Consider the following 23,543-nt stretch of genomic DNA (forward strand, 5'->3'; position numbering starts at 1 on the left):
CGCCTCCGGGGCCGTGTCCGCCGCGCCGGTCAGGGGCGCACGTCTCGGCGCGAACCGTACGACGCGCCCAATCCTCACGAAGCCGTGATGTCTCGGATACCCCGGCACCCCGCCTGTTCCGCGATACTGCGGGAAGGTTTAGGGTTCGGCTGCCCGCCGCCCGTCAGCCCGGGCGGGTACCGGACCAGGAGCGACAGCGTCGCGGTGTGCGGCAAGGCCGGGAGGGTTTTCGGCACACGACGCTTTGGGGGCTAGGACCAATGGACCCGAACAACGCGGGACCCGAGGAGTACGGCCACGACGGTGACGGCCGTGACGGCCGTGACGGCCGCCGTGACGGTGCCGAGGGTCAGGCCCGCGGCGCCGGCCGGCGCCCGCCCCGGGACTCCCTCGCCGGCGATCTCGGCCAGCACGGACCCGCACCCGTCCGCACCGTCCGGCTCGTCGCGGGCGAGTTCCTGCTCACCGTCAACCCGGTGGACGGCAGCGAGATCGAGAACCGGCCGCCGGGGGAGCACCCGGAACGGCCGCTGAAGCACACCGCAGCCCGCCGCTCCGAGACCGCGCGCGCCGCCCGGCCGCCCGTGCCGCCGGGCCCCACGCTGCCCGACTCCGGACTGCTGCAGCGCGAGGAGGAGCGCGAGCGGCTGGTCGGGCTGCTGGCCCGCGGCCGCTCCGTCCGCCTCGTCGGCGCTCCCGGCTCCGGCCGCACCGTCCTGCTGGAAGCGGTCGCCGCGGACTGCGCCGACCTCGCCCCCGACGGCGTCGTCCGCCTCTCCGGTCACCGGCGCACCGCCGAGGACCTGAAGGACGAGCTCTACCGGGCCGTGTTCGACGCCCCCGAGTACCGCCCGGACCCCGAGGAACAGCGCGAGGCCCTCGCCGAGATCGGTGCCGTCGTCCTCCTGGACGACCTGGAGTTCGGCGGGGCGGCCCTCGACGAACTCCTCGACGCCACCCCCGAGTGCGCCTATCTGTGCGCCGTCACCCCCGAGGTGCCGGCCCCCTCGGCCGAGGCCGCCTTCGAGGACGTCGAACTCGGCGGGCTCGACCGCGCGGGCTGCGTCGAACTCCTGGAGCGGGCCGTCGGACGCGTCCTCACCGAGGAGGAGACCAACTGGGCCGGCGACCTCCTCTTCGAGTCCGAGGGGCTGCCGCTGCGCTTCAAGCAGGCCGGGGCGCTGCTGCGGCAGCGGGACCGGCTGCGCCTGGAGGCCGAGGCCTTCGACGAGTACGGCGTCTTCGAGGACGCCAAGGCGGAGGCCGCCGCCGTCCGCGACACCGTCCCCGAGCCCGTGACCGGCGAGGAGGAGCCGCTGCCCCCGCTCGCCGAGGCCGCGGCGGCCGCCCCGCTGCTCGCCTCCCGGCTGAGCCGCTCGGCCCGCGAGACCCTGCGGTTCGCGGTCGCGCTCGACGGCGAGGTGCCGCACCTCACCCACCTCCCCGCGCTCGTCGACGACACCCACGCGGACGCCGCCCTCGCCGAGCTGGCGGGCTGCGCGCTGGTCACCCCGGTCGGCGCCCGCTACCGGCTCGCCGCCGGGGTGCTCGAACAGCTCGTGGCCGCCGGGTACGGCGCCGCCACCGAGGAGCACCTGCTGACCGCGGCCCGGCACTACGCCTGGTGGGCCGGGCACCCCTCGGTCACCCCCGAGCGGGTCGCGGCCGAGGCCGACGCCGTGCTGGCCGCCCTCACCGCGCTCGTGCCGCTCACCACACCGGCCACCGAGGACGCCGAGGAACTCGAGGCCGGTGAGGAGGCGGAGGGCCCGATCGCCGTCCGGCTCGCCCGGCAGGCCGCGCCCGCGTTCGCCGCGGGGCTGCGCTGGAGCGCCTGGGAGCGGGCGCTGCGGGCCGGTGCGGAGGCCTCCCGGCTCGCCGGGGAGGTGGCCGAGCAGGCGTACTTCCACCACGAGCTGGGCGTCCTCGCGCTCTGCGAGGGCCAGTTGGACCGGGCCCGGGCCGAGCTGGAGACGTCCATCGGGCTGCGTGGAGCGGTCGCCGACCGGCGGGGCACGGTGGCGGGACGGCGGGCGCTGGCACTCGTCGACGACCGGGCCGGCACGGCACCGGGCACGGCGCTGGTCCTGGCCTCCGACGTCGTCTCCGCCGCCGCGCCGGCCGGCGGCACGGGCGGCTCCCCGGACACCGGGGACACAGGGCCGCGGGCGGCGGGCCCGTCCGCCGCATGGCCCCCGCTGACGGACACCGCGACCCTGGTGTCCACCCCCCGGGGTCACGCCCTCGCGGCACTGCCTCCCGGCCGGGGCGCGGGAGCCTCCGCCGCGGCCGGGGCGGGAACCGCCGCCGGTGCCGCCGGGCGCAGACCGGGCGGACTGAGGGGCATCGTGCACGGCACCCGGCGCAATCTGGTGGCCGCCGGGGCGGGCGCCGTTCTCGTGGCCGTGCTCGGCACGGTGGTGACGCTGGGCGCCACCTCCGGCAACCACAACGAGAACGCGCCCTCCGAGCGCGTCGGGGTCGATCCCTCGATCGGCCAGGACGGCGGGGACGACAGCCTCGGCACCGACAGGGCCAAGAAGGACGGCGACGGGGCCGGGGCGGGCGCGCCCGCCGCGACCCCGACGAACCCCGGGCCGGACGGCACCTACGGAACCTCGGACGACCCGTCCCCGACGACCTCGTCCTCGGCATCGGCGAGCCGCTCCTCGTCCTCGGACAAGGACCACGACGGGGGTGGCAAGGACCACGGCGGGGGCCACCAGTCCTCGAAGCCGGCCACGACCCCGAAGACGACGCCCCCCAAGGAGACGCCTTCCTCGTCGAGCCCGTCGAACACGCCGTCCCAGAGCGCCTCGCCCTCCGAGACGGCGGGCGACGACCCGTCGACGACCGACTCGGCGTCCGCGCCGTCGAGCACGACGGTGACGGGCGCGACGGTGACGAGCAGCGCCCCCCGCTCCGGTTCGCCGGCCGGCGCCCCGGTGATCTGAGCCCCGTCCCCGCGAGGGAACCGGGTGACCGCGCGTCCGCCGCGCGGTCACCCGCCGCTCAGAACAGCCGGAGCTTGTCGTCCTCGATGCCGCGCAGGGCGTCGTAGTCGAGGACCTGGCAGCGGATGCCGCGGTCCGTCGCCAGCACCCGCGCCTGCGGCTTGATCTCCTGCGCCGCGAACACGCCCTGCACCGGCGCCAGATGCGGATCGCGGTTCAGCAGGTCCAGGTACCGCGTCAGCTGCTCGACGCCGTCGATCTCGCCCCGGCGCTTGATCTCGACGGCGACGGTCCCGCCGTCGGCGTCCCGGCACAGGATGTCGACCGGTCCGATGGCCGTCATGTACTCGCGCCGGATGAGCGTGTAGCCGTCTCCCAGCGTCTCGATCCGGTCCGCGAGGAGCTCCTGAAGGTGTGCTTCCACGCCGTCCTTGATCAGCCCGGGGTCGACCCCGAGTTCGTGCGAGGAGTCGTGGAGGATCTCCTCCATCGTGATGATGAGCTTCTCCCCCGCCTTGTTGACGACGGTCCACACCCCGTCCTCCTCGCCGCTGCCCTCCTTGAGGGTGCAGGGCGGAGACATCCAGTTCAGAGGCTTGTAGGCCCTGTCGTCGGCGTGGATGGACACACTGCCGTCGGCCTTCACGAGGATCAGACGGGGCGCCGAGGGAAGGTGGGCGGTGAGCCGGCCCGCGTAGTCGACGGAGCACCGGGCGATGACGAGACGCATGGTGCGCAACGCTACTCGACGCGCCGGTCCCCGCGCGATCCGCCCATGCCCGCGGACTATTCGCGCACGTCGGCGGGGTAGTTGTCGTCTTCAACCCCTTTGCTGACCGGGCCTGTTCGCGGGATGGCCGATTGTGTGCCCACAGGGGGGCGGTCGTATCCGCGTTTTCCTGGTGCGGCCCCGTTCGGTTGCCTACCGTAGAAACAGGAGGTCGCGGGTCATGTACGCAGCGTATCGGCGACGCGGCCTCTCCGCCCTGTCCGTCGGCCCCCGCGCACCGGGGGTGTGAGAGGAGAACCCATGTCGCTCGACGTCTCACCGGCCCTACTCGAGAAGGCCGAGCGAGGCGAGGTCGACGAAGCGGAATTCGTCGACTGCGTCCGGACCTCCCTGCCCTTCGCATGGGAGATGATCAGCTCCCTGGTGGCCCAGCTGAAGGTGGACGGCGGCCAGTTCGCCGACAACCAGACGCCGCCGCCGGACGAGCACGCGCGTGGCCAACTGCTCCGCGCGCTCGCCAGCGACGCGATACGTGGCGCGCTGCAGCGGCACTTCGGGGTGCGACTGGCCTTCCAGAACTGCCACCGGGTGGCGGTCTTCCCGCTGGACTCCTCGGTGGACGAACGCCTGGCCCGTTTCACCTCGGTCCGCGCCCAGTTGCTCAACCAGTCCCCGGAACTCCGGGACTGCTGAGCGGTGTGACGCGGTACGGCCCGCCGCTCCGGACGCGGAAGGAACGTGTGTGCGGGGAGCGATCCCCGCTCCTCCCGCGACGGAGCGGCGGGCGCCCGGCCTACGGCACGGCCGGGGACTGCGCCCGCGGCGAGGGCCCCAGTCGGGGAAGCACCTCCGCGCCCAGCCGCCGGACGTTCTCCTCGGTGGCCGCCAGGTCCCCCGAGCCCTCCACGAGCAGCGCGAAGCGGGTGATGCCGGTCCGTTCCGACGTCGCCGCCAGCCGGTCGGCGCAGCGTCCCGGGGTGCCGACCGGGTGCAGTTCGCACAGCAGTTCCGTGTACGCCAGCGGATCGCGCATGGCGCGCACCCGGCCGTCCACCGTGACATGGGCGCCCAGGCCCTGCCGCAGCCAGCCGGGCATCGCCTTGGTGAGTGTCTCCACGGCCTCGCCGTCGCGGTCGGCGAGCTGGCAGACCCCCGCCGAGACGTGGGCGGCGCCCGCGATCACGTCACCGGGGACGCCCGCGGCCCGTGCGTGGCGTTCCCACAGGGACACCATCGCGGCCTTCTCCTCGTCCCCGCAGTGCATCCCGAGCAGCATCGGCAGCCCGCGCTCGGCGGCGAGCCGGACGCCGGCGGGGGAGGTGCAGGCGAGGACGACCTCCGGACCCGGGTCCTCCGTGAGCGACTCCGAGGGGCGGGGCACGACGGGCACCTCACGGAAGGTGAACCGTTCCCCCGAGGCGGAGACGGCGGGTTCCGTCAGCCAGCGCACCAGCAGATCGAGTGATTCCGGGAACCCCTTCTCGTACGCCTCGAGGCCGGCGCCGAAGACCTCCAGATCCACCCAGGGGCCGCCGCGGCCCACTCCCAGGGTGAACCGGCCGCCCGAGGTGAGGTGCAGCAGCGCGGCCTGTTCGCCGAGCGCCACGGGGTGCGCGGTGGGCAGCACGCTCACCGCGGTGCCCACGCGGAGCCGCCGGGTGCGGCCGAGCAGCAGAGCGGCCAGGGTGACGGCCGACGGGCAGGTGCCGTACGGCACGAAGTGGTGCTCGGCCAGCCAGACCGTGTCCAGTCCCGCCTCCTCGGCCACCTCCGCCGACCGCACTGCACGGTGCAGTGCCTCCCCGGGGCCCTGGCCCGGGAACTGGGCCGCGAGTACAAAACTTCCGACATGCATGGCGCTTCCTGCTTCCTTGGCTCCGACGTGGAGCTCCCCCGCAGGGCATAACTGCCTGACATGTGCCGAAGTCACGGCTCGACGGCGCAATTTGCGGATTGTCTTCTCAACGGGCCGTCCGGCGCCGTTCCCGGGCCGGTCAAGGCACCGACGGGCGGCCTTACGCGGCCCCGGGCGCCCGCCCGGCGCCGCGTAACCTGGACGGCACCCCGTACCCGGACCCGTGAGGTGTGCTGTGTCCCCGCGTCGCAACCGACCCAAGGGCGGCGGCTCGTCCGGCCGGAGCGCCGAGGAGGACGCGCCCGGCCGCTACGGCGGCTGGCACTCGGCCGAGAGCTGGCAGGGCGAGGAATGGATCGTGCGCCATGTCGCCGGCGCCTCGGCCCAGGGCAAGACCTACCGCTGCCCCGGCTGCGACCAGCTCATCCCCTCCGGCATGCCGCACGTGGTGGCCTGGCCCGACCACTCGGGCGTGGACGAGCGCCGGCACTGGCACAAGGCGTGCTGGAACGCGCGGGACCGCCGCACCACACGGGTGCAGCGGTCCCGGAACGCGCCCAGATTCTGAGGCGGGCGGCGTACCGCCGCTCCGCCCCCGGGCCTCACACGTCCCGCTTCTCCAGCAGCGCGTACGCGCCGACGAAGACGGCGGCGGTGAGGCCGAGCATGATCCACAGCGGGTCCCAGCCACTGGGGCCGCTCCGGCTCAGCGAGTTGTCGTAGAAGATGCTGAGCTGGTTCGGGATCGAGTACGTGAACAGCCCTTGCTGGACCCTGCGCAGGGACTCCGAGAACAGGAACAGCGCGATCACCAGCGGGGCGAGCAGGACGCCGATCATCAGGGTGATCGCGCCCGCCGAGTGCCGGATGACCGAACCGGCCAGCAGCCCGAGCAGCCCGAGCAGCGCGACGTAGAGCGAGATGCCGACGGTCGCCTTCAGCCACTCACCTCCGGTGGGCTCCCGGCCGCCGTGGTCGGTCAGGACCGACACCTGGAGCAGGGCGACGAGCGAGGTGGCCACCAGCGTCACCACGAACGCCAGGGCGAAGAACACGATCGACTTCGCCATGAGCACCCGGCCGCGGTCCGGGCACGCGGTCATCGTGGTGCGGATCAGGCCGGTGCCGTACTCGGAGGCCGTGGTGAGGACGCCGAGGGTCATCATGCAGATCGAACCGGTCAGCACGCCGGCGAAGCCCAGCTGCAGGGCGGACTCGCCCCCCACCTCGGCGTCCGAGGCGGCCACGACGAAGGTGATCAGCGCGCCCAGACCGATCACCAGGAGCAGGAACACCCCGATCGTCCACATCGTGGAGCGCACCGAGCGGATCTTGGTCCACTCGGAGGTGAGGGCATGCCCGAGATGCGTGCGCACGACGGGGATCGGCGAGGTGTACGAGGCTCCGGGCGCCGGGTGCCAGGAGGGAGCGGGCGCGGCCTGCTGCGGCATCGGGGGCTGGGGCGTACTCATCGGTTGTCCTCGCTGTCGCGCTGGGTGAGGTCGGCGGGGCCCGACGCGGCGGCGACCGCGTCGGCGGACGGGGCGGGCCCGCCGGGCCCGGCGGACGACGGGGCCGGCGGGGCGGACGGGGCGGCGGACGGCGGCTGCGCGGGGGCCGGCTGAGGTGTCGGGGCGGCGTAGGGGTTCGGGGCGCCCTGCGGCGCCGCGGGGCCCGGCTGGGCGTACGGGTTGGCCGGGGCGCCGTGCGGGGCCGCCGCGGGCGCGCCCTGCGGTCCGGGGCCGAACTGCTGGGGCGGCGGCGGGGCGTACCAGCCCGGCTGGCCCTGCCCCGGCACCGGCGTAGGCGGCTGCGCCCCGGGCGCCGGCGGCTGCGCGAACCCGGCCTTCTGGTCGGTGGTCGAGCGGTAGTCGACGGCGCCCTGCGTCATCCGCATGTACGCCTCCTCCAGCGAGGCCTGGTGCGGGGAGAGCTCCCACAGCCGTACGTCGGCGGAGTGCGCGAGCTCGCTGATCCGGGGCAGGGGCAGCCCGGTCACCCGCAGCGCGCCGTCCAGCTCCGGCAGGACGTGTCCGCCCGCCTCGGTCAGCGCCGAGGTCAGCTTCTCCCGCTGCTGCTGCTCGCCCTCGGGGGTGCGGACCCGGGCGAAGTCGGCGGAGTTGGCGGAGATGAAGTCCCGCACGCTCATGTCGGCGAGGAGCTGCCCGCGGCCGATGACGATGAGGTGGTCGGCGGTGAGTGCCATCTCGCTCATCAGGTGGGAGGAGACGAAGACCGTACGGCCCTCCGCCGCGAGGGACTTCATCAGGTTCCGCACCCAGAGGATGCCTTCGGGGTCGAGGCCGTTGACCGGCTCGTCGAAGAGCAGCACCTGGGGGTCGCCGAGGAGCGCGGCGGCGATGCCGAGGCGCTGGCCCATGCCGAGCGAGAAGCCCTTGGAGCGGCGCCTGGCCACGTCCTGCAGGCCGACGACGCCGAGCACCTCGTCGACGCGGCGCTGCGGGATGCCGGAGAGCTGCGCGAGGCTGAGGAGGTGGTTGCGGGCGCTGCGGCCGCCGTGCACGGCCTTGGCGTCCAGCAGGGCGCCGACGTGCCGGGCGGCGCTGGGGAGCCTGCGGTAGGGGTGGCCGCCGATGGTGACGTGGCCCGCGGTGGGGTTGTCCAGACCGAGGATCATGCGCATGGTGGTGGACTTGCCGGAGCCGTTCGGACCGAGGAAGCCGGTCACCATGCCCGGCCGTACCTGGAAGGAAAGGTTGTACACGGCCGTCTTGTCGCCGTAGCGCTTGGTCAGGCCGACTGCCTCGATCATTCTCCGCACCCATCGACAGGATCAGGACGTACGTCGGGGCGGACGCCCCCCGTAAGGGTTAGGAGAATATCGGGCCACTGACAGTTCCCGCCCGGTGACAACGGTTCGGGAACACCTTGCCCCCCGGGGCAACGCGAGGTGCCCCTCACGCGTCCCGGCGGCGCAGCACCGCGTAGCCGCCCACCAGGGCCGCCACGACCCACAGGAGCATGATGCCGAGACCGCCCCACGGACCGTACGGGGTGTCGTCGTCGAGGCGCGGCACCACCTGCATGATGCGGCTGCCCGCCTGGTCGGGCAGGAACTGGCCGACCTTCTTCGTCACCGAGACGTTCCCCAGGATGTTCGAGATCAGGAAGAAGAACGGCATCAGGATGCCCAGCGACAGCATCGGGGAGCGCAGCATCGCGGCCACTCCCATCGAGAACATCGCGATCAGCGTCATGTAGAGCCCGCCGCCGAACACCGCGCGCAGCACCCCCGGTTCGCCCAGCGACGTCCGGTGCGGTCCCAGCATCACCTGGCCGAGGAAGAACGCGAGGAAGCTCGTCACCATCCCGACCAGCAGGGCGAGCGCGGTCGCCACCCCGATCTTGCTGAACAGGAAGGTCGCCCGCCGCGGCACCGCCGCCAGCGAGGTACGGATCATTCCGGTGCTGTACTCGTTGGACACCACGAGCACACCGAACACGATCATCGCGAGCTGGCCGAGCGTCATCCCCGCGAAGCTGACGAACGTGGGGTCGAAGGTGGCCCGGTCGCTGCGGCTCAGATCGCCGAACTCGTGCCGGGACAGCGCCGAGATGAGCATGCCGAGCGCGACGGTGACCACCACCGCCAGCGAGAGCGTCCACACGGTGGACGCCACCGAGCGGATCTTCGTCCACTCGGAACGGATGACCTGGCTCGCCGCCATCGTCAGCCCACCTTCTTCCCGTGCTCCAGGTCCCCGCGCCACTCGCGGTCCGGGGCGGGCCCGGAGTGCGCGTGGTACTCCACGGACTCGGCGGTCAACCGCATGAACGCCTCCTCCAGCGAGGCCTGCCGGGGACTCAGCTCGTGCAGCACGAGATGGTGCCGCGCGGCCAGCTCGCCGATGGGCTCGGCCATGTCCCCGTCGACCTCCAGCGCCCCGCCGCCCGCCTCGACGACGGTGATCCCCGCCTGGTGCAGTGCGTCGCGGAGCTGCTCGTACTGGGGGGAGCGGACCCGTACGAAGGCGCGGGAATTGCGCGCGATGAAGTCCGCCATCGTGGTGTCGGCGAGCAGCCGCCCCTGGCCGATGACCACGAGGTGGTCGGCGGTGAGTGCCATCTCGCTCATCAGGTGGGAGGAGACGAAGACCGTACGGCCCTGTGCGGCGAGGGACTTCATCAGGGTGCGGATCCAGTGGATGCCCTCGGGGTCGAGGCCGTTGACCGGTTCGTCGAACATCAGGATCCGCGGGTCGCCGAGGAGGGCGCCGGCGATGCCCAGCCGCTGTCCCATGCCCAGCGAGAACCCCTTGGCCTTCTTGCGGGCGACGGAGGTGAGCCCGACCGTGTCCAGGACCTCGTGGACGCGGGAGGCGGGGATGCCGTTGCTCTGGGCCAGGCACAGCAGGTGGTTGTGGGCGCTGCGGCCGCCGTGCATGGCCTTGGCGTCGAGGAGGGCGCCGATGTACTTCAGCGGGTCCGTCAGGTCCTCGTAGCGCTGCCCGTCGATGCGGACGTGGCCCTCGGTGGGGCGGTCGAGGCCGAGCATCATCCGCATGGTGGTGGACTTGCCGGCGCCGTTGGGGCCGAGGAAGCCGGTGACCACACCGGGGCGGACCGTGAAGGTGAGGTGGTCCACCGCCAGTTTCTCGCCGTAGCGCTTGGTCAGGCCCTCGAGCTCGATCATGCGTGCCACGCTAGAACGGCGGGAAGCCCTCCGCCACCCGAAGTGACGAAGGACTTCCCGCACCGTGCGAAAGGGGAGACCTTCCGCGCTCTCCCGTGACAGCCGGGGCCGGTGGGCCCGGGCGCCGGAGCCCTACCGGGTCTGCTGGGCGGGCACCCCGCGGGAGATGGACTCGTCCTCGGACGGGGAACCGGCGGCGGCCACCGCGGCACCCGTGAGCGTCGCCAGCATCTCGCGCACGTTGGTGAGCTGCGCGTTGATCGAGTCGCGGCGGTTGGTGAGGGCGGCCAGCTCGCGCTCGGATTCCGAACGGATCCGGTCGGCCTTGGCGTTGGCGTCGGCCACGATGTCCTCGGCCTGGCGCTGAGCCGTCTCCACCGTCTGGCGGGCGCGGCGCTCGGCGTCCGTGCGCAGCTTCTCCGCCTCCAGACGGAGCTGCTCCGCGCGGTGCTCGATCTCCGCGAGGCGCTTCTCGGCCTTGGCCTGACGCGAGGCCAGGTCACGCTCGGACTGCTCGCGGCGCTTGGCCAGGTTCGTCTCGAAGTCGGCGGCGGCCTGCGCGGCCTTGGCGCGCGTCTCCTCGAAGAGGGCGTCCGCCTCCTCGCGCTTGGACTGCGCGTCCTTCTGGGCCTCGGCGCGCAGCTGGGAGGCGTCGCTCTTGGCCTTCTCGACGATCCGGACGCCCTCGTCCTCGGCCTTGGACTTGCGCTCGGCGGCGAACGACTCCGCGTCGTTGCGCACCTGCTGAGCCGCCGACTCGGCGAGCTCGCGGTGCTGCTCGGCGGCGCGCCGGGCCTCCTCGCGCAGGTCCTTCGCCTCTTCCTCGGCGAGACGCAGGATCTTCTCGACGCGCGCACCGAGACCGGCGTACGACGGCTCGGCGTCGGTGACCTGGGCCTGGGCGTTCTGCGTCTCGAGGTGGAGCTCCTCGATGCGCTTTTCCAGTGCGGTGATGCGGGCCAGCGCGCTGTCACGGTCGGAGACGAGCTTGGAGATGCGTTCGTCCACCTGAGCGCGGTCGTACCCACGCCGCACAAGCTCGAAGCCGTAGGGGGAAGTGTCGCTCATGGGGTTCCTGTCGAAAGAGACCGGTGAGGTGATAGAGGGAATCCTAGGCGCCTAAGCGGTGTGTCATCGAGCGGATACGTGTTTGATCTGGAGAATGACACCTCTTTCGGGTGGCTGACCGCCGGATCCCTTGCAGGCCCCGGCACGTTACGCCCCGTCGAGTACGGAATGTGCCGCCCCGGCTACCCCTCTGACGCCTTGCCACCCGAACGAGGACCGACCACCGCGGCCGTCTTGACGCCGTTCTCCTTGCCGCCACCCGGCGCCTCGAAGGACTCCAGCGCCTCCAGCACGTCCTGCACACGGGAGATCTCGGCGTTGATGTCCTGCCGCCTGCGCACCAGGATCTCCAGCTCCCGCTTGCCCTCCTCGACCGCCTGCCGCGCCTCGCGGATCGCCTCGGCCTTGATCGCCTCCGCCTCGGCGACCAGCGAGGTCTTCTTCTGCTCGGCCTCCTTGAGCAGCCCCTCGGCCTTCTTCACGGCGGCGATGCGCACCTTGCTCGCCTCGGAGTTGGCCTCCGACATCAGCTCCTTGGCCTTCTCCCGGGCCTCGGCGAGCTGCTCCTCGGCCGCCTTCACCAGCGCGTCGCACCGCTCGCCGGCCGACTTCATCGCCTCGGCCGACTCGCGCCGCGCCCGCTCGTGCAGCTCCTCGATCTCGGTGGTGATGCGCTCGCGCAGCTCCTCCGCCCGCTCCCTTATGGCCGTCGCGTCCCGGCGCGCGCCCACCAGCAGCTCGTCGGCGTCCGCGCGGGCGCGCTCCACCAGGCCGTTGCCCTCGATGGTCGCCTCCGAGACCAGCCGGTCGGCCTCCGTACGGGCGGCGCCCACCATGCTGTCGGCCTGGCTCTCGGCGTCCGCCGTGGTGCGCTGCGCGTTCCGCTGGGCGTCCGCGAGGAGCTTGTCGGCCTCCGCGGCCGTCTCCGTGATGAGGGTGTCGACCTGCTCGGCCGCCTCCGAACGCCGCTTGTTGGCCTCCTTGCGGGCCTCGTCCAGCGTCCGCTCGGCCTCCTCGCGCGCCTCGGTGGTGACCCGCTCCGCCTCGGCCCGCATCCGCTCCGCGTGCTGCTGGGCCGAGCCGACCGTCTCGGCGGCCTCGGCCCGCAGCCGCTCCGCCTCCTCGGTGGCCTCCCCGACCAGCCGCTCGGCCCGGGCCACGGACTCCGTCCGCACCCGCTCCGCCTCGGCGTTCGTCTCGCCGAGGACCCGCTCGGCCTCGGCGTTGGTCTCCGTGGTGAGCCGCTCGGCCTCCGCGCGCGCCTCGGTGATGAGGGTGTCCGCCTGCGTCGCCGCGTCCGAGCGCATGCGGTTGGCGTCCTCCCGCGCCTCCGCGCGGGTCCGCGAGGCGTCCTGCTCCGCGCCCGCGATGGCGTCCGAGGCCTCGGTCCGCACCCGCTGGGCGTGGTCCGCGGCCTCCGCGCGCACCCGCTCCGACTCGGCGGCCGCCTCGGCGAGCGTGCGCTCGGCCAGCGAGGCGGCCGTCTCGCGCTCCTCCGCCGCCTCCCGGCGCAGCCGGCTCGCGTCCTCGGCGGCCCGCTCCCGCTCGGCGTAGGCGTCGGCGCGGACCCGGTCGGACTCCTCCTCGGCCTCCCGCCGCGTGCGCTCGGCCGCGTGCTCGGCGGCACTGCGCAGCCCGGCGATCTCCTCCTGCGCCTGCTCGTGCAGCCCCGCGACCGCGTCGCGCACCTGCTGGGCGGTCTGCTCGGCGGCGGTGACCATCTCGGTGGCCCGCCGGTCCGCCTCCTCCACCAGGCGCTCGGCCTCGGCCTGCGCCTCCTCGACGCGGGCCCGCGCCACCGCGAGGAGCTCCTCGCTCTGCTCGCCGGCCCGCTCCCGCTCCTGGTCGGCCTCCCGGCGGGCGGAGCCGAGCAGTTCCTCGGCCTCGCGGCGGCGCCGGGCGGCCTCCTCCTGCGCGGCCGCCAGCGTCTCGGTGGCCTCCGTGTTGAGCCGCTCGGCCGCGGCCTGGGCCTCGGCCCGCACCCGGTCGGCGGTGTCCTGCGCCTCCGTCTTGATCCGCTCGGCCTCCGCCGAGGCCTCCGAGCGCAGCCGTACGGCGACGGCCTCGCCCTCCGCGCGGGAGGCGGAGGCGTCGGACGCGGCCTCGTCGCGCAGCCGCTCGGCCTCGGACTCGGCCTGCGCCTGGAGCGTACGGATCCGCTCGGCGGCCTCCGAGCGCAGCCGCTCGGTCTCCTCGACGGCCTCGCGGCGCAGCCGTTCCGCCTCTTGGCGGGCCTCGCCCAGCGCCTGCTCGGCGGCGGTGACCCGCTGCTCGGCCTCCTCCTTGAGTCGCGTCAGCTCCTCGGCGGCCTCCTCGCGGCGGGCCTCGACGCCCCGCTCGGTCTCCTCGCGCAGCTCGCGCGCGGCCCGCTCGGCGTCCTCCTTGAGCGCCTCCGCCTGCTCGGTGGCCTCGGCGCGCTGCCGCTCGGCCTCCTTGCGGGTGCGCTCCAGGGTCTCCTCGGCCTGCCGGCGCAGTGTGGCGGCCCGCTCGATGGCCTCGGTGCGCACCTTCTCGCTGTCCGTGGCCGCCGTGGCCCGCAGCTCGTCCGCGTCCGCCTTGGCCTTGGCCAGCAGCTCCTCGGCGGTCTTGGCCGCCTCCTCGATCTGCTGGACGGCCTCCCGCCGGGCCTCGGCGCGGATCTTCTCGCCCTCGGCGACCGCGTCGGCCCGCAGCTGCTCGGCCTCGCCGCGCAGCCGGCGGGCCTCCTCCTGCAGCTCGACCGTCTTGGCCCGGTACTCCTTGGTGTCGTCCTTCGCCGCGCCCTTGAGCTCCTCGGCGATGTCGTGCGCCTCGGCGCGCAGCCGGTCCGCCTCGGTCTCCGCCTCCCGGCGGATCCGCTCGGCCTCCTCGGCGGCGGCCTTGGTGGTCGCCTTGGCGTCCTCGGACGCCTTGTTCAGCACGTCCTCCGCCGTACGGGCGGTCTTGGCGAGCTGGGAGGCGGTCTCCTCGGCCGTGATGCTGCGGGCCTTCTCCGCCGCCTCCGCGACGATCTTCTCCGCCTCGGTGCGGGCGTCCGCGACGACCTGCTCGGCCTCGGCCCGGGTGGTCTCGGCCTCCTTGGTGGCCTCGCCGACCAGCCGGGCGACCTGCTCCTTCGCCGTGCGGGTCCGCTGCTCATTGGCCGATTCCGCGCTCGCCAGCGCCTTCGCGGCGGCCTCCTTGGCCTCCGCGACGACCTTGTCGGCCTCGGCGCGCGCCTCGCGCAGCGCCGTCTCGGCCTCGCTCATCCGCTGCTCGGCGCCCCGGCTCAGCTCGGCGGCCTGGCGCCGGGCCGCGTCGGACTCGGTCGCGGTGCTGCTGCGGAGCTGCTCGGCGTGGTCGGTGGCCTCCTGCGCCTGCGCGGAGGCGGCGTTCAGCAGCCGCTCGGCCTCGGCGCGGGCCCTGCGCAGGATCTGGTCGGCCTCCGCGCGGGCCGCCTCGGCGTCGCCCTGGAGGCGCTGGCGCGCCTCGGCGGCGATCCGCTCGGCCTCGGCGCGCGCGGCGGCCAGCGACTGCTCGGCCTCGGCGCGGGACTCGTCGAGAAGCCGCCGGGCCTGCGACTCGGTGCGGGCGCGGAGCTGCTCGGCCCAGGCCACGTTCTCGTTGACGTGCGACTCGACGGTCTGCCGGCGCTCGGCCAGCTCCTGGTCGAGCTGCTGGCGGCGGTTGACCGCCTCCTGGTGCAGCTCCGCCTGGAGGCGCGCGGCCTGCTCGGCGTGCTCCTGCAGGATGCGCTGGGTCTGCGCGCGGGCCTGGCTCAGCTCCCGCTCCGCCTCGCTGCGCAGCTGGTCGGCCTGCGCCTGGGCGTTGCGGAGCATCTGCTCGGCCTGATAGCCGATGTCCGTCCCGTCGTAGGCGGGCCGGGACATGAGCGTGCGGCGCGCCTCGTGCAGCTTGGCGCGCAGCACCTCGACCTGGTAGCCGAGGTCCTCGGCGTGCTGGATCGCCTTTTCCCGCTCGGTCTTCAGCCGTTCCATCTCGGCCTCGAACCGAGAGAGGTGGTCGACGTCAGCCGCCGGCTCTCGCTCCTGGCGTTCGTAGCCCCGCACTGCGCGGTCCCATCCGTCCCCTGGTCGCAAGCTTGATCAACCGAGCTCCGTCCATCCGCCGAACGGGGCCCCCGGGGAATGGTGTCAGATTCAACGGCGGAGCACGGGCTGCTGCCCCGACGCTCGTCCCCCGAAACCCGGACCCCGGCAAGCGGCCACGCGCTCCCGCAGATGCGCGGGAGGCACGACCGCCCCCAACCCTACCGGCCCCTATGTACGTCGGTCAGTGCTCCGCCGACTCAACAGCCGCCGAAGTGACCAGTTCTGTCAGTACGCCATGACAGTCCTTCGGGTGCAGGAAGGTGATCCGCGACCCCATGGAGCCGCGTCGTGGCTCCTCGTACAGGACGCGTACGCCCTTGTCCCGGATGTCCGACGCCTCGGTGTCCACGTCCGCCGTCCCGAACGCGATGTGGTGCACCCCCTCGCCATTTTTGGCCAGCCACTTGGCGACGGTGGAGTCCTCGCGGACGGGTTCGAGCAGTTGCAGGTAGGAGGCGCCGCCGTCGTCCGTGCCGTTGATCCGCAGCATGGCCTCGCGGACCCCCTGTTCCTCGTTGACCTCGGTGTGGAACACCTCGAAGCCGTACGTGGCCCGGTAGAACTCGACGGTCGCGTCGAGGTCGTGGCAGGCGATCCCGATGTGGTCGATTCGCGTCAGCATGGTGACAGTGGAGCGCTCCGCGGATGGTTACGCAACGTGCGCGCGATCACACTGGAAGAGCGGTGACGGCACGGAGTGCCACTCAGTACATTCGAAGTGAACCCTCGTTCACTCCCATCCACTCCTCGGCAGTGCAGCCGGTAAGGGGATCGCAGCTCATGAGCGCAACGAACAGCACGACCTCGGTGATCGTCGCGGGCGCGCGGACGCCCATGGGGCGCTTGCTGGGCTCCCTGAAGTCCTTCTCCGGAGCCGAACTCGGCGGCTTCGCGATCAAGGCCGCCCTCGACCGTGCGGGGATCGGCGGCGAGCAGGTGCAGTACGTGATCATGGGCCAGGTGCTGCAGGCCGGGGCGGGCCAGATCCCCGCACGTCAGGCCGCGGTCAAGGCGGGCATCCCCATGAGCGTGCCGGCGCTCACCGTCAACAAGGTGTGCCTCTCCGGCCTCGACGCCATCGCGCTGGCCGACCAGCTCATCCGCGCCGGCGAGTTCGACGTGGTCGTGGCCGGCGGCCAGGAGTCCATGACCAACGCCCCCCACCTGCTGCCGAAGTCCCGCGAGGGCTTCAAGTACGGCGCGGTGCAGATGCTCGACGCGATGGCCCACGACGGCCTCACCGACGCCTTCGAGAACATCGCCATGGGCGAGTCCACGGAGAAGCACAACAGCCGGCTCGGCATCGCCCGGGAGGCGCAGGACGAGATCGCCGCCCTGTCCCACCAGCGGGCCGCGGCCGCGCAGAAGAACGGCCTGTTCGAGGCGGAGATCACCCCCGTGGAGATCCCGCAGCGCAAGGGCGAGCCGGTCGTCTTCAGCAAGGACGAGGGCATCCGGCCCGAGACGACCGCCGAGTCCCTCGGCAAGCTGCGCCCCGCGTTCAGCAAGGACGGCACGATCACCGCGGGCTCCTCCTCGCAGATCTCCGACGGTGCCGCGGCCGTGGTCGTGATGAGCAGGGCAAAGGCCGAGGAGCTGGGCCTGGAGTGGATCGCCGAGATCGGCGCCCACGGCAACGTGGCGGGGCCGGACAACTCGCTGCAGTCCCAGCCGTCGAACGCGATCCGGCACGCGCTCGGCAAGGAGGGACTGGACGTCGCCGACCTCGACCTGATCGAGATCAACGAGGCCTTCGCGGCCGTCGCCGTGCAGTCAATGAAGGACCTGGGGATCTCCTCCGAAAAGGTGAACGTGAACGGCGGGGCGATCGCCCTCGGCCACCCCATCGGCATGTCGGGCGCACGGCTCGTCCTGCACCTGGCGCTGGAGCTGAAGCGGCGCGGCGGCGGGATCGGCGCGGCGGCCCTGTGCGGCGGAGGCGGTCAGGGCGACGCGCTGATCCTGCGGGTGCCGAGCGCCTGAGTCCGGTTGCTCCGTACCGTCTGGTCATCTGTTCTTCTGTACGTCTGTTCTTCGGCAGATCTGATTTTCCGAGTGTCTGCCGGTCTGCTGGTCCGCTTGTCCGAACGGAGCTGTGATGCAGGACGTCGCCACGCTGGTCGCCCAGGCGAGGGAGGGCCGGCCGCGTGCCGTGGCCCGGCTGATCTCGCTGGTGGAGGGGGCGTCCCCGCAGCTCAGGGAGGTCATGGCCGCGCTCGCCCCGCTGACCGGCGGGGCGTACGTGGTGGGCCTCACGGGATCGCCGGGCGTCGGCAAGTCGACATCCACGTCGGCGCTCGTCTCCGCCTACCGGCGGGCCGGGAAGCGGGTCGGCGTGCTCGCCGTCGACCCGTCCTCGCCGTTCTCCGGGGGCGCGCTGCTCGGCGACCGGGTGCGGATGTCGGAGCACGCCTCCGACACCGGCGTGTACATCCGTTCGATGGCGACCCGCGGGCACCTGGGCGGTCTGGCCTGGGCCGCGCCCCAGGCGATCCGGGTGCTCGACGCGGCCGGCTGCGAGGTGATCCTCGTCGAGACGGTCGGCGTCGGGCAGTCGGAGGTCGAGATCGCCTCCCAGGCCGACACCTCGGTGGTGCTCCTCGCGCCGGGGATGGGTGACGGCATCCAGGCCGCCAAGGCGGGCATCCTGGAGATCGGCGACGTCTACGTCGTCAACAAGGCGGACCGCGACGGCGCCGACGCGACCGCCCGGGAGCTGAACCACATGCTGGGCCTCGGCGAGTCGCGGGGCCCTGGCGACTGGCGCCCCCCGATCGTCAAGACCGTCGCCGCGCGGGGCGAGGGCGTCGACGAGGTCGTCGAGGCGCTGGAGAAGCACCGCGCGTGGATGGAGGAGCGGGGTGTCCTCGCCGAGCGCCGCCGGGCGCGGGCGGCCCGCGAGGTCGAGACGATCGCCGTCACGAGCCTGCGCGAACGCATCGGCGACCTCCACGGGGACCGCCGCCTGAGCGCGCTCGCCGACCGCATCGTGGCCGGTGACCTGGACCCCTACCGGGCCGCCGACGAACTGGTGGAGGGCCTCGTCGCGGGCTGAGGGCCAGGCAGCCCCCGGCCGCCCTCACAGACTCGGCAGCAGGTCCCGTACCGCGGCGGGCGCGGAGAGGAACGGGTGGTGGCCGGTGTCGAGTTCGACCACCGTGCCGGCCCGGCGGGCGTACTCGCGCTGCAGAGACGGCGGGGTGCCCCGGTCCCGGGCGCAGACGACGTACGTCGACGGCACCCGCTGCCACGCGGCCGCCCCCACCGGCTGACCGGTCACCCGCACGCTCTGCCGGGCGAGGTGGTCCGCCGCCCGCGCCCGGACCTCGGCGTCGCAGTCCTGCAGGAAGGTGTCCACGAGCAGCTCCGGGCGGACTCCGAAGGTGCCGGTGTCCGGGTCGACGTCGAGGAACGGGGCCGGGCCGCCGTCCCCGAAGTCCGACAGGCTCTGCCCCACCTCGGGCAGATAGCTGGAGACCAGCACGAGGTGGCGCACCGACTCGACGCCCGCGGCGGCCTCCGCCGCGACGATGCCGCCGTAGCTGTGGGCCACCACGACGGTCGGCTCCTCGCCGTCCAGGAGCGCGCGCCGCACCGCGGTGACGTCCTCCGCCAGCCCCGGTCCGCCGGTGCCCGCGGGCAGCTCCGTCTCGCCGCAGCTGGGCAGGGCCGGAGCGGTGCTCGACACGCCCCGCTCCCGCAGCAGCCCGGCGGTCCGGTGCCACCACCACGACCCGTCCCGCACGCACGCGCCATGCACGAACACGACCCTCATCACTGCCTCCGCGTCTGTCCCGGCCGGCCTCGGCCCCTCTGCGACCAACGGTAGACGTACTCGCAATTACGCGAAAAAATGGGCGGCATGGGCAGACGACCGCAGCCGCACCTCAAGGACCGGCTTCTCGACGCCTGCGCCGACCACGCCCTCGCGCACGGCCTCCCCGACCGGCTCGAACCGCTGGCCACCGCCACCGGCGCCTCGGCCCGCATGCTGATCTACCACTTCGGCACCCGCGACGCCCTCCTGCGGGCCGTCCTCGGACGCGCGCGCCAACGGCAGCTCGACACCTGGGGCGACCTCCTGCGGGCGCGGCCCGACGAGCCCTACACCACCACCCTGGAGCGCGCCTGGGCCGCGATCACGAGCGAGGACGGACGCCCGTACCTGCGGATGTTCGGTCAGTTGCGCGAGAGCGCGGAGCAGCGGCTGTGGCCCGACTTCCGGCGCACCGCCACGACCGACTGGCTGGGGCCGCTCGAGGACGGCCTGCGCGGCATGGGCCGGCCGGAACTGGCGACGCTCGTCCTCGCCGTCATCCGCGGTCTCCTCATGGACCTCGACGCCACCGGGGACACCGCCCGCGCCGACCGGGCCTTCCAGGAGTTCCTCGCCACGCTCGGGCACCCGGCCGGCGGTGACCGCCCGCGCGCCCACAGCCCCCGGGGGACCTCCCCCGGGGGGACGGCAGGCGCCGGTGCGGCCACCGGCCCGTAGACCCGGGGCGGTGGCCGCACCGCCCGTCACGGGTGGCCGGCGGTCACGTCCGCCCCGCGCAGGCCCACCGTCCAGTCCCGCTCACCGCCGCCGGAGGTGAGCGTCTCCGCCTCCCAGCCGCGCTCGTCCAGCTCGACGGAGGTCACGGTGCCCTTCGCGGCGGCCGCCCGCGCGGCCTCCTCCGCCGACGTCGACGCCCCCTTCAGGGCCGCCCACGCCTCCGCGAGGTCCTCGGCGTCCTCGTGCTCGGCGCGCACGCCCCGCACCTCGCCCGTGCCCGGGTCCACCCGCACGTCCCGCCAGGAGTCGTCCGAGGACAGCACCTCGACCGACCACACCGCGTCGTCCAGCTCCGCCGACACCACGGAGCCCGGGGTGTGCCGGAGCGCGGCGGCGATCGCCTCGGCGGCGGTCACCTTCGCGGAGGAGGCGGCGGCGGAATCGTCCTCGCGCCCGTCGTCGTCCCGCCCGTCCCGTCCGTCCCGTCCGTCGTCGTACCGCCCGTCGTGGTGGCGGTCGTGGTGGCGGCCGTCCCCGCGGTCGTCGTCGTAGTCGTCGCGGTCGTCGCGGTCGTCGGCGGCGTCGTCCGCGCGGTCCTGCCCGCTCCGCCCGGCCGAGGCGACCCGGTCGTCCGCGCCCGGCCCGTCGTCGTCCGCGACGGCCAGCGCCGTCGCGGTCCCACCGCCCGCCAGGACCGCCGCCGCGACGACCGCCAGTACGATGTTCCGCTTCATGATTCCTCCGTGACGTCCGGTGACCGTGCGACCGTGCGCGGTCGATGACGGGACCACCGTCGCCCACCCACGCTGAGGGCAGCCTGAAGCCACCTGAAGAACCCTTCAGGTTCGCTCTGTCAGTCTTGACGCGTGCGTCTGTTGATCGTGGAGGACGAGAAGCGGCTCGCCCTGTCGCTCGCGAAGGGCCTGACCGCCGAGGGCTATGCCGTGGACGTCGTCCACGACGGCCGCGAGGGCCTGCACCGGGCCACCGAGGGACCGTACGACCTGGTGATCCTCGACATCATGCTCCCCGGCATGAACGGCTACCGGGTCTGCGCCGCCCTGCGCGCCGCCGGCCACGAGGTGCCGATCCTCATGCTCACGGCGAAGGACGGCGAGTACGACGAGGCCGAGGGCCTGGACACCGGCGCCGACGACTACCTCACCAAGCCGTTCTCCTACGTCGTCCTCGTCGCCCGGGTGAAGGCCCTGCTGCGCCGCCGCGCCCGCCCGGGACCCTCGCCGGTGCACGTGCACGGCGGCCTCACGGTCGACACCGCGGCCCGCCGCGTGCTGCGCGAGGGCGTCGAAGTGGCGCTCACCGCGAAGGAGTTCGCCGTCCTGGAACATCTGGTGCTGCGCCCCGGCGAGGTCGTCGCCAAGGCGGAGATCCTCGACCACGTCTGGGACTTCGCCTATGACGGCGACCCCAACATCGTCGAGGTGTACATCAGCGCCCTGCGCCGCAAGCTGGGCGCCGAGCGCATCCGCACCGTGCGGGGCGCCGGGTACCGGCTGGAGGCACGGTGATCCGGCGGCGGCCCTTCGCCTCCGTCCGGGCCAGGGCCACGCTCGCCGCGACCTGCGTCGTGGCCGTCGCCCTGCTCGCCGCCGGGACCGCCCTGGTCCTCTCGCTGCGGGCCAACCTGGTCGGCCAGGCGGACACCCAGGCGGAGTCCGCCGCCCGGCGGGTCGCCTCCCAGCTCGCCGCGGGCATCGGCGGGGACAGGCTCGACTGGCCGGACGAGGAGGACCATCCGGTACGGGTCGAGGACGAGCGCGGCCGGACGGTGGCCGCGAGCGAGGGACTGCGGGCCGTCGACGGCGGCCCCGTGCGGCACCCGCGGACGAGCCCCGCCCCCGCCCCCACCGGCCGGGCCACGTCCGGCCGGGCCTCCGAGGACTCCGCCGACCGGGAGGAGTCCGACGACCGGGACGACTCGGACGACCGGGACGACTCCGAGGACCGCGGTGGCGGGCACGGCGGCCGGCACGGCGGCGAGGACCGTGACGAGGGGAGCGGTGGCGACGGCAAGGACCACGACGACGACGATCCCGCCGTCGGCGAGATCTCCGACGACGTTACGTTCACCGCGGGCACCGCCACCGTCGACGACGAGACCCACGACTACCGGTTCGCCGCCCTGGAGGTCACCACCCCCGCCGACGTCACCCTGACCGTCCGGGCCGGAGCCCCGCTCGCCGCCGAGCACGCCGCGGTGAACACCGCCCTGACGACCCTCTCGGTCGGGCTGCCCCTGCTGCTGCTCACCGTGGCCGGGGTGACCTGGCTGGTGACCCGGCGGGCGCTGCGTCCGGTGGAGGGCATCCGCGCCGAGATGGCCGCGATCACCGCCTCGGAGGACCTGGCCCGGCGGGTCCCCGTGCCCGCCACCCGGGACGAGGTCGCCCGGCTGGCCCGCACCACGAACCAGACCCTCGCCGCGCTGGAGAAGTCGGTGGAGCGGCAGCGGCGGTTCGTCGCGGACGCCTCGCACGAGCTGCGCAGTCCGCTGGCCTCCCTGCGCACCCAGCTCGAGGTGGGTGCCGCGCATCCGGAGCTGCTGGACGTGGACGGCGCCGTCGAGGACACCGTGCGGCTCCAGCATCTGGCCGCCGACCTGCTGCTGCTGGCCCGGCTGGACGCGGGGGAGCGGCCGGGCGAGGCCCTGGTGCCGCTGGACGCGCTGGCCCGTGAGGTGGCCCGGGGCCGGGAGCACGTGGTGGTGGAGTGCGCCGGGGCGGTCGCGGTCGCCGGCTCCCGGGGGCAGCTCGCCCGGGTGCTGGCCAACCTGCTGGACAACGCCGGGCGGCACGCCCACCGGCGGATCACGGTGAGCGTCCGCAGGGAGGGCGAGCGGGCCGTGGTCGCGGTCGGGGACGACGGTCCCGGCATCCCCGCCGAGCAGCGCGAGCGCGTCTTCGAGCGGTTCGTCCGGCTGGACGACGCCCGTGCCCGCGACGACGGCGGCACGGGTCTGGGGCTGGCCATCGCCAGGGACATCGCCCGCCGCCACGGCGGCACCCTGACGGCGGCCGAGGCCCCCGGCGGCGGAGCACTGCTCACCCTGCGCCTCCCGGCGGCGCCCGGCCGCCGGGCTTAGCCCCGGCCGGCGCCGGCCGGCCCCCTCAGCGGCAGGTCACGGCTTGCCGCGCTGGGTCCGCAGGCGCTCCGCGACCGGTCGCAGCGCGCTGTGCACATGCTTCAGGTCCTCCTCCGAGAGCAGGTCGATGAAGTGCCGCCGCACGGAGGCGACGTGGTGCGGCGCCACCTTCTGCATCATGTCCATGCCGTGCTCGGTGAGCACGGCGAACAGCCCGCGGCGGTCGGACTCGCAGTTCTCGCGCCGCACCAGGTCGGCGTTCTCCATGCGGGTGATCTGGTGCGAGAGCCGGCTCTTGGACTGCATGGTCGCGGCCGCCAGGTCGCTCATCCGCATCCGTACGCCCTCCGACTCGGAGAGGTTCACCAGGATCTCGTAGTCGTTCATTGTCAGGCCGAACGGCTGCAGGTCCTTCTCGAGCTGGTACGTCAACAGCCTGTTGACCTCCAGGTGGGTGCGCCAGGCGCACTGCTCCGCATCGGTCAGCCAGCGGGTGGCCGTCTCGGTCTCCATGGATGAAGTCTACCTAAAAGGTTGAATGGCGAACTAGTGAAGGGCGGTGACGTTGCTGACGTGCGCCGACGGGTACGCGCACCCGTTCGACGTCACCCTCC

At 73.7% G+C, this 23,543-nt stretch carries 20 protein-coding genes; 8 read left to right on the forward strand and 12 right to left on the reverse strand.

The features are described from left to right. Positions 1-260 precede the first annotated feature (260 nt). Entirely contained in the window at positions 261-2,954 is a 2,694-nt protein-coding gene (locus tag OHB09_RS22945; protein WP_191891363.1) for an ATP-binding protein, read from the forward strand. A gap of 58 nt (positions 2,955-3,012) precedes the next feature. Here OHB09_RS22945 and nucS read toward each other — a convergent pair whose 3' ends face one another. Beyond that, positions 3,013-3,684, reverse strand: a complete 672-nt coding sequence (nucS, locus tag OHB09_RS22950) for an endonuclease NucS (RefSeq protein WP_006142469.1) — start codon at positions 3,682-3,684, stop codon at positions 3,013-3,015. 300 nt (positions 3,685-3,984) lie between these two features. Between nucS and OHB09_RS22955 the strand changes: the two genes are divergently transcribed. Beyond that, on the forward strand, positions 3,985-4,377 hold the full coding sequence (locus OHB09_RS22955; RefSeq protein ID WP_006142470.1) for an SCO5389 family protein: 393 nt from the start codon (positions 3,985-3,987) through the stop codon (positions 4,375-4,377). 100 nt (positions 4,378-4,477) lie between these two features. On the opposite strand, the gene OHB09_RS22960 is transcribed toward OHB09_RS22955, so the two are convergent. Further along, a complete protein-coding gene (locus OHB09_RS22960) occupies positions 4,478-5,539 on the reverse strand; it encodes an LLM class flavin-dependent oxidoreductase (protein ID WP_167796083.1) in 1,062 nt (353 codons plus the stop codon). A 235-nt stretch (positions 5,540-5,774) separates the two neighbouring features. On the opposite strand from OHB09_RS22960, the gene OHB09_RS22965 reads away from it, so the two are divergent. Further along, the gene (locus OHB09_RS22965; protein ID WP_006142473.1) at positions 5,775-6,107 is read left to right on the forward strand and encodes a hypothetical protein; all 333 of its coding nucleotides are present in this window, start codon (positions 5,775-5,777) and stop codon (positions 6,105-6,107) included. Between the two features lie 34 nt (positions 6,108-6,141). Here the strand turns inward: OHB09_RS22965 and OHB09_RS22970 are convergent, their stop codons facing one another. The 7 genes from OHB09_RS22970 to mce form a co-directional block, all read right to left on the reverse strand. Then, on the reverse strand, positions 6,142-7,011 hold the full coding sequence (locus tag OHB09_RS22970) for an ABC transporter permease subunit (protein ID WP_006142474.1): 870 nt from the start codon (positions 7,009-7,011) through the stop codon (positions 6,142-6,144). Further along, positions 7,008-8,312: an ABC transporter ATP-binding protein gene (locus OHB09_RS22975; protein ID WP_093591671.1), complete on the reverse strand. Its 1,305-nt coding sequence runs from the start codon at positions 8,310-8,312 to the stop codon at positions 7,008-7,010. The genes OHB09_RS22970 and OHB09_RS22975 overlap by 4 nt, the downstream gene beginning before the upstream one ends. A 145-nt stretch (positions 8,313-8,457) precedes the next feature. Further along, the gene (locus OHB09_RS22980) at positions 8,458-9,228 is read right to left on the reverse strand and encodes an ABC transporter permease (RefSeq protein ID WP_006142476.1); all 771 of its coding nucleotides are present in this window, start codon (positions 9,226-9,228) and stop codon (positions 8,458-8,460) included. A 2-nt stretch (positions 9,229-9,230) separates the two neighbouring features. Next, entirely contained in the window at positions 9,231-10,193 is a 963-nt protein-coding gene (locus OHB09_RS22985; protein WP_328922467.1) for an ABC transporter ATP-binding protein, read from the reverse strand. 132 nt (positions 10,194-10,325) lie between these two features. Continuing rightward, entirely contained in the window at positions 10,326-11,261 is a 936-nt protein-coding gene (locus OHB09_RS22990; RefSeq protein ID WP_006142478.1) for a coiled-coil domain-containing protein, read from the reverse strand. Positions 11,262-11,443: 182 nt separating this feature from the next. Next, on the reverse strand, positions 11,444-15,289 hold the full coding sequence (scy, locus tag OHB09_RS22995) for a polarized growth protein Scy (RefSeq protein WP_328922468.1): 3,846 nt from the start codon (positions 15,287-15,289) through the stop codon (positions 11,444-11,446). Between the two features lie 223 nt (positions 15,290-15,512). Continuing rightward, a complete protein-coding gene (gene mce / locus OHB09_RS23000; RefSeq protein WP_006142480.1) occupies positions 15,513-15,953 on the reverse strand; it encodes a methylmalonyl-CoA epimerase in 441 nt (146 codons plus the stop codon). Positions 15,954-16,111: 158 nt separating this feature from the next. Between mce and OHB09_RS23005 the strand changes: the two genes are divergently transcribed. Together OHB09_RS23005 and meaB are read left to right on the forward strand one after the other, a co-directional pair. After that, positions 16,112-17,314, forward strand: a complete 1,203-nt coding sequence (locus OHB09_RS23005; RefSeq protein ID WP_328922469.1) for an acetyl-CoA C-acetyltransferase — start codon at positions 16,112-16,114, stop codon at positions 17,312-17,314. Between the two features lie 115 nt (positions 17,315-17,429). Further along, the gene (gene meaB / locus OHB09_RS23010) at positions 17,430-18,386 is read left to right on the forward strand and encodes a methylmalonyl Co-A mutase-associated GTPase MeaB (RefSeq protein ID WP_093591662.1); all 957 of its coding nucleotides are present in this window, start codon (positions 17,430-17,432) and stop codon (positions 18,384-18,386) included. Between the two features lie 24 nt (positions 18,387-18,410). On the opposite strand, the gene OHB09_RS23015 is transcribed toward meaB, so the two are convergent. Further along, complete coding sequence (locus OHB09_RS23015; RefSeq protein WP_191853391.1) at positions 18,411-19,106, reverse strand: alpha/beta fold hydrolase; 696 nt, start codon at positions 19,104-19,106, stop codon at positions 18,411-18,413. 87 nt (positions 19,107-19,193) lie between these two features. Between OHB09_RS23015 and OHB09_RS23020 the strand changes: the two genes are divergently transcribed. After that, a complete protein-coding gene (locus OHB09_RS23020) occupies positions 19,194-19,826 on the forward strand; it encodes a TetR/AcrR family transcriptional regulator (protein ID WP_328922470.1) in 633 nt (210 codons plus the stop codon). A 26-nt stretch (positions 19,827-19,852) separates the two neighbouring features. Here the strand turns inward: OHB09_RS23020 and OHB09_RS23025 are convergent, their stop codons facing one another. After that, positions 19,853-20,560 (reverse strand): PepSY domain-containing protein, encoded by a 708-nt coding sequence (locus OHB09_RS23025; protein ID WP_328922471.1) that lies wholly within the window; start codon positions 20,558-20,560, stop codon positions 19,853-19,855. Between the two features lie 132 nt (positions 20,561-20,692). On the opposite strand from OHB09_RS23025, the gene OHB09_RS23030 reads away from it, so the two are divergent. Continuing rightward, entirely contained in the window at positions 20,693-21,355 is a 663-nt protein-coding gene (locus OHB09_RS23030) for a response regulator transcription factor (RefSeq protein ID WP_006142487.1), read from the forward strand. After that, positions 21,352-22,929, forward strand: a complete 1,578-nt coding sequence (locus OHB09_RS23035) for a sensor histidine kinase (protein ID WP_328922472.1) — start codon at positions 21,352-21,354, stop codon at positions 22,927-22,929. Before OHB09_RS23030 ends, OHB09_RS23035 begins: the two co-directional genes overlap by 4 nt. A gap of 36 nt (positions 22,930-22,965) precedes the next feature. Here the strand turns inward: OHB09_RS23035 and OHB09_RS23040 are convergent, their stop codons facing one another. Further along, positions 22,966-23,442: a MarR family winged helix-turn-helix transcriptional regulator gene (locus OHB09_RS23040; RefSeq protein WP_006142489.1), complete on the reverse strand. Its 477-nt coding sequence runs from the start codon at positions 23,440-23,442 to the stop codon at positions 22,966-22,968. Between the last annotated feature and the right edge of the window lie 101 nt (positions 23,443-23,543).

It is taken from the genome of Streptomyces griseoaurantiacus (assembly GCF_036189845.1).
GTDB lineage: Bacteria > Actinomycetota > Actinomycetes > Streptomycetales > Streptomycetaceae > Streptomyces > Streptomyces griseoaurantiacus.

What these genes read in the sequence shown, in the direction of transcription:
- OHB09_RS22945 (WP_191891363.1), top strand. Translation starts at nt 261, where the DNA reads ATGGACCCGAACAACGCGGGACCCGAGGAGTACGGCCACGACGGTGAC.
- nucS (WP_006142469.1), bottom strand. Translation starts at nt 3,684, where the DNA reads ATGCGTCTCGTCATCGCCCGGTGCTCCGTCGACTACGCGGGCCGGCTC.
- OHB09_RS22955 (WP_006142470.1), top strand. Translation starts at nt 3,985, where the DNA reads ATGTCGCTCGACGTCTCACCGGCCCTACTCGAGAAGGCCGAGCGAGGC.
- OHB09_RS22960 (WP_167796083.1), bottom strand. Translation starts at nt 5,539, where the DNA reads ATGCATGTCGGAAGTTTTGTACTCGCGGCCCAGTTCCCGGGCCAGGGC.
- OHB09_RS22970 (WP_006142474.1), bottom strand. Translation starts at nt 7,011, where the DNA reads ATGAGTACGCCCCAGCCCCCGATGCCGCAGCAGGCCGCGCCCGCTCCC.
- OHB09_RS22975 (WP_093591671.1), bottom strand. Translation starts at nt 8,312, where the DNA reads ATGATCGAGGCAGTCGGCCTGACCAAGCGCTACGGCGACAAGACGGCC.
- OHB09_RS22980 (WP_006142476.1), bottom strand. Translation starts at nt 9,228, where the DNA reads ATGGCGGCGAGCCAGGTCATCCGTTCCGAGTGGACGAAGATCCGCTCG.
- OHB09_RS22985 (WP_328922467.1), bottom strand. Translation starts at nt 10,193, where the DNA reads ATGATCGAGCTCGAGGGCCTGACCAAGCGCTACGGCGAGAAACTGGCG.
- OHB09_RS22990 (WP_006142478.1), bottom strand. Translation starts at nt 11,261, where the DNA reads ATGAGCGACACTTCCCCCTACGGCTTCGAGCTTGTGCGGCGTGGGTAC.
- mce (WP_006142480.1), bottom strand. Translation starts at nt 15,953, where the DNA reads ATGCTGACGCGAATCGACCACATCGGGATCGCCTGCCACGACCTCGAC.
- OHB09_RS23005 (WP_328922469.1), top strand. Translation starts at nt 16,112, where the DNA reads ATGAGCGCAACGAACAGCACGACCTCGGTGATCGTCGCGGGCGCGCGG.
- meaB (WP_093591662.1), top strand. Translation starts at nt 17,430, where the DNA reads ATGCAGGACGTCGCCACGCTGGTCGCCCAGGCGAGGGAGGGCCGGCCG.
- OHB09_RS23015 (WP_191853391.1), bottom strand. Translation starts at nt 19,106, where the DNA reads ATGAGGGTCGTGTTCGTGCATGGCGCGTGCGTGCGGGACGGGTCGTGG.
- OHB09_RS23020 (WP_328922470.1), top strand. Translation starts at nt 19,194, where the DNA reads ATGGGCAGACGACCGCAGCCGCACCTCAAGGACCGGCTTCTCGACGCC.
- OHB09_RS23025 (WP_328922471.1), bottom strand. Translation starts at nt 20,560, where the DNA reads ATGAAGCGGAACATCGTACTGGCGGTCGTCGCGGCGGCGGTCCTGGCG.
- OHB09_RS23040 (WP_006142489.1), bottom strand. Translation starts at nt 23,442, where the DNA reads ATGGAGACCGAGACGGCCACCCGCTGGCTGACCGATGCGGAGCAGTGC.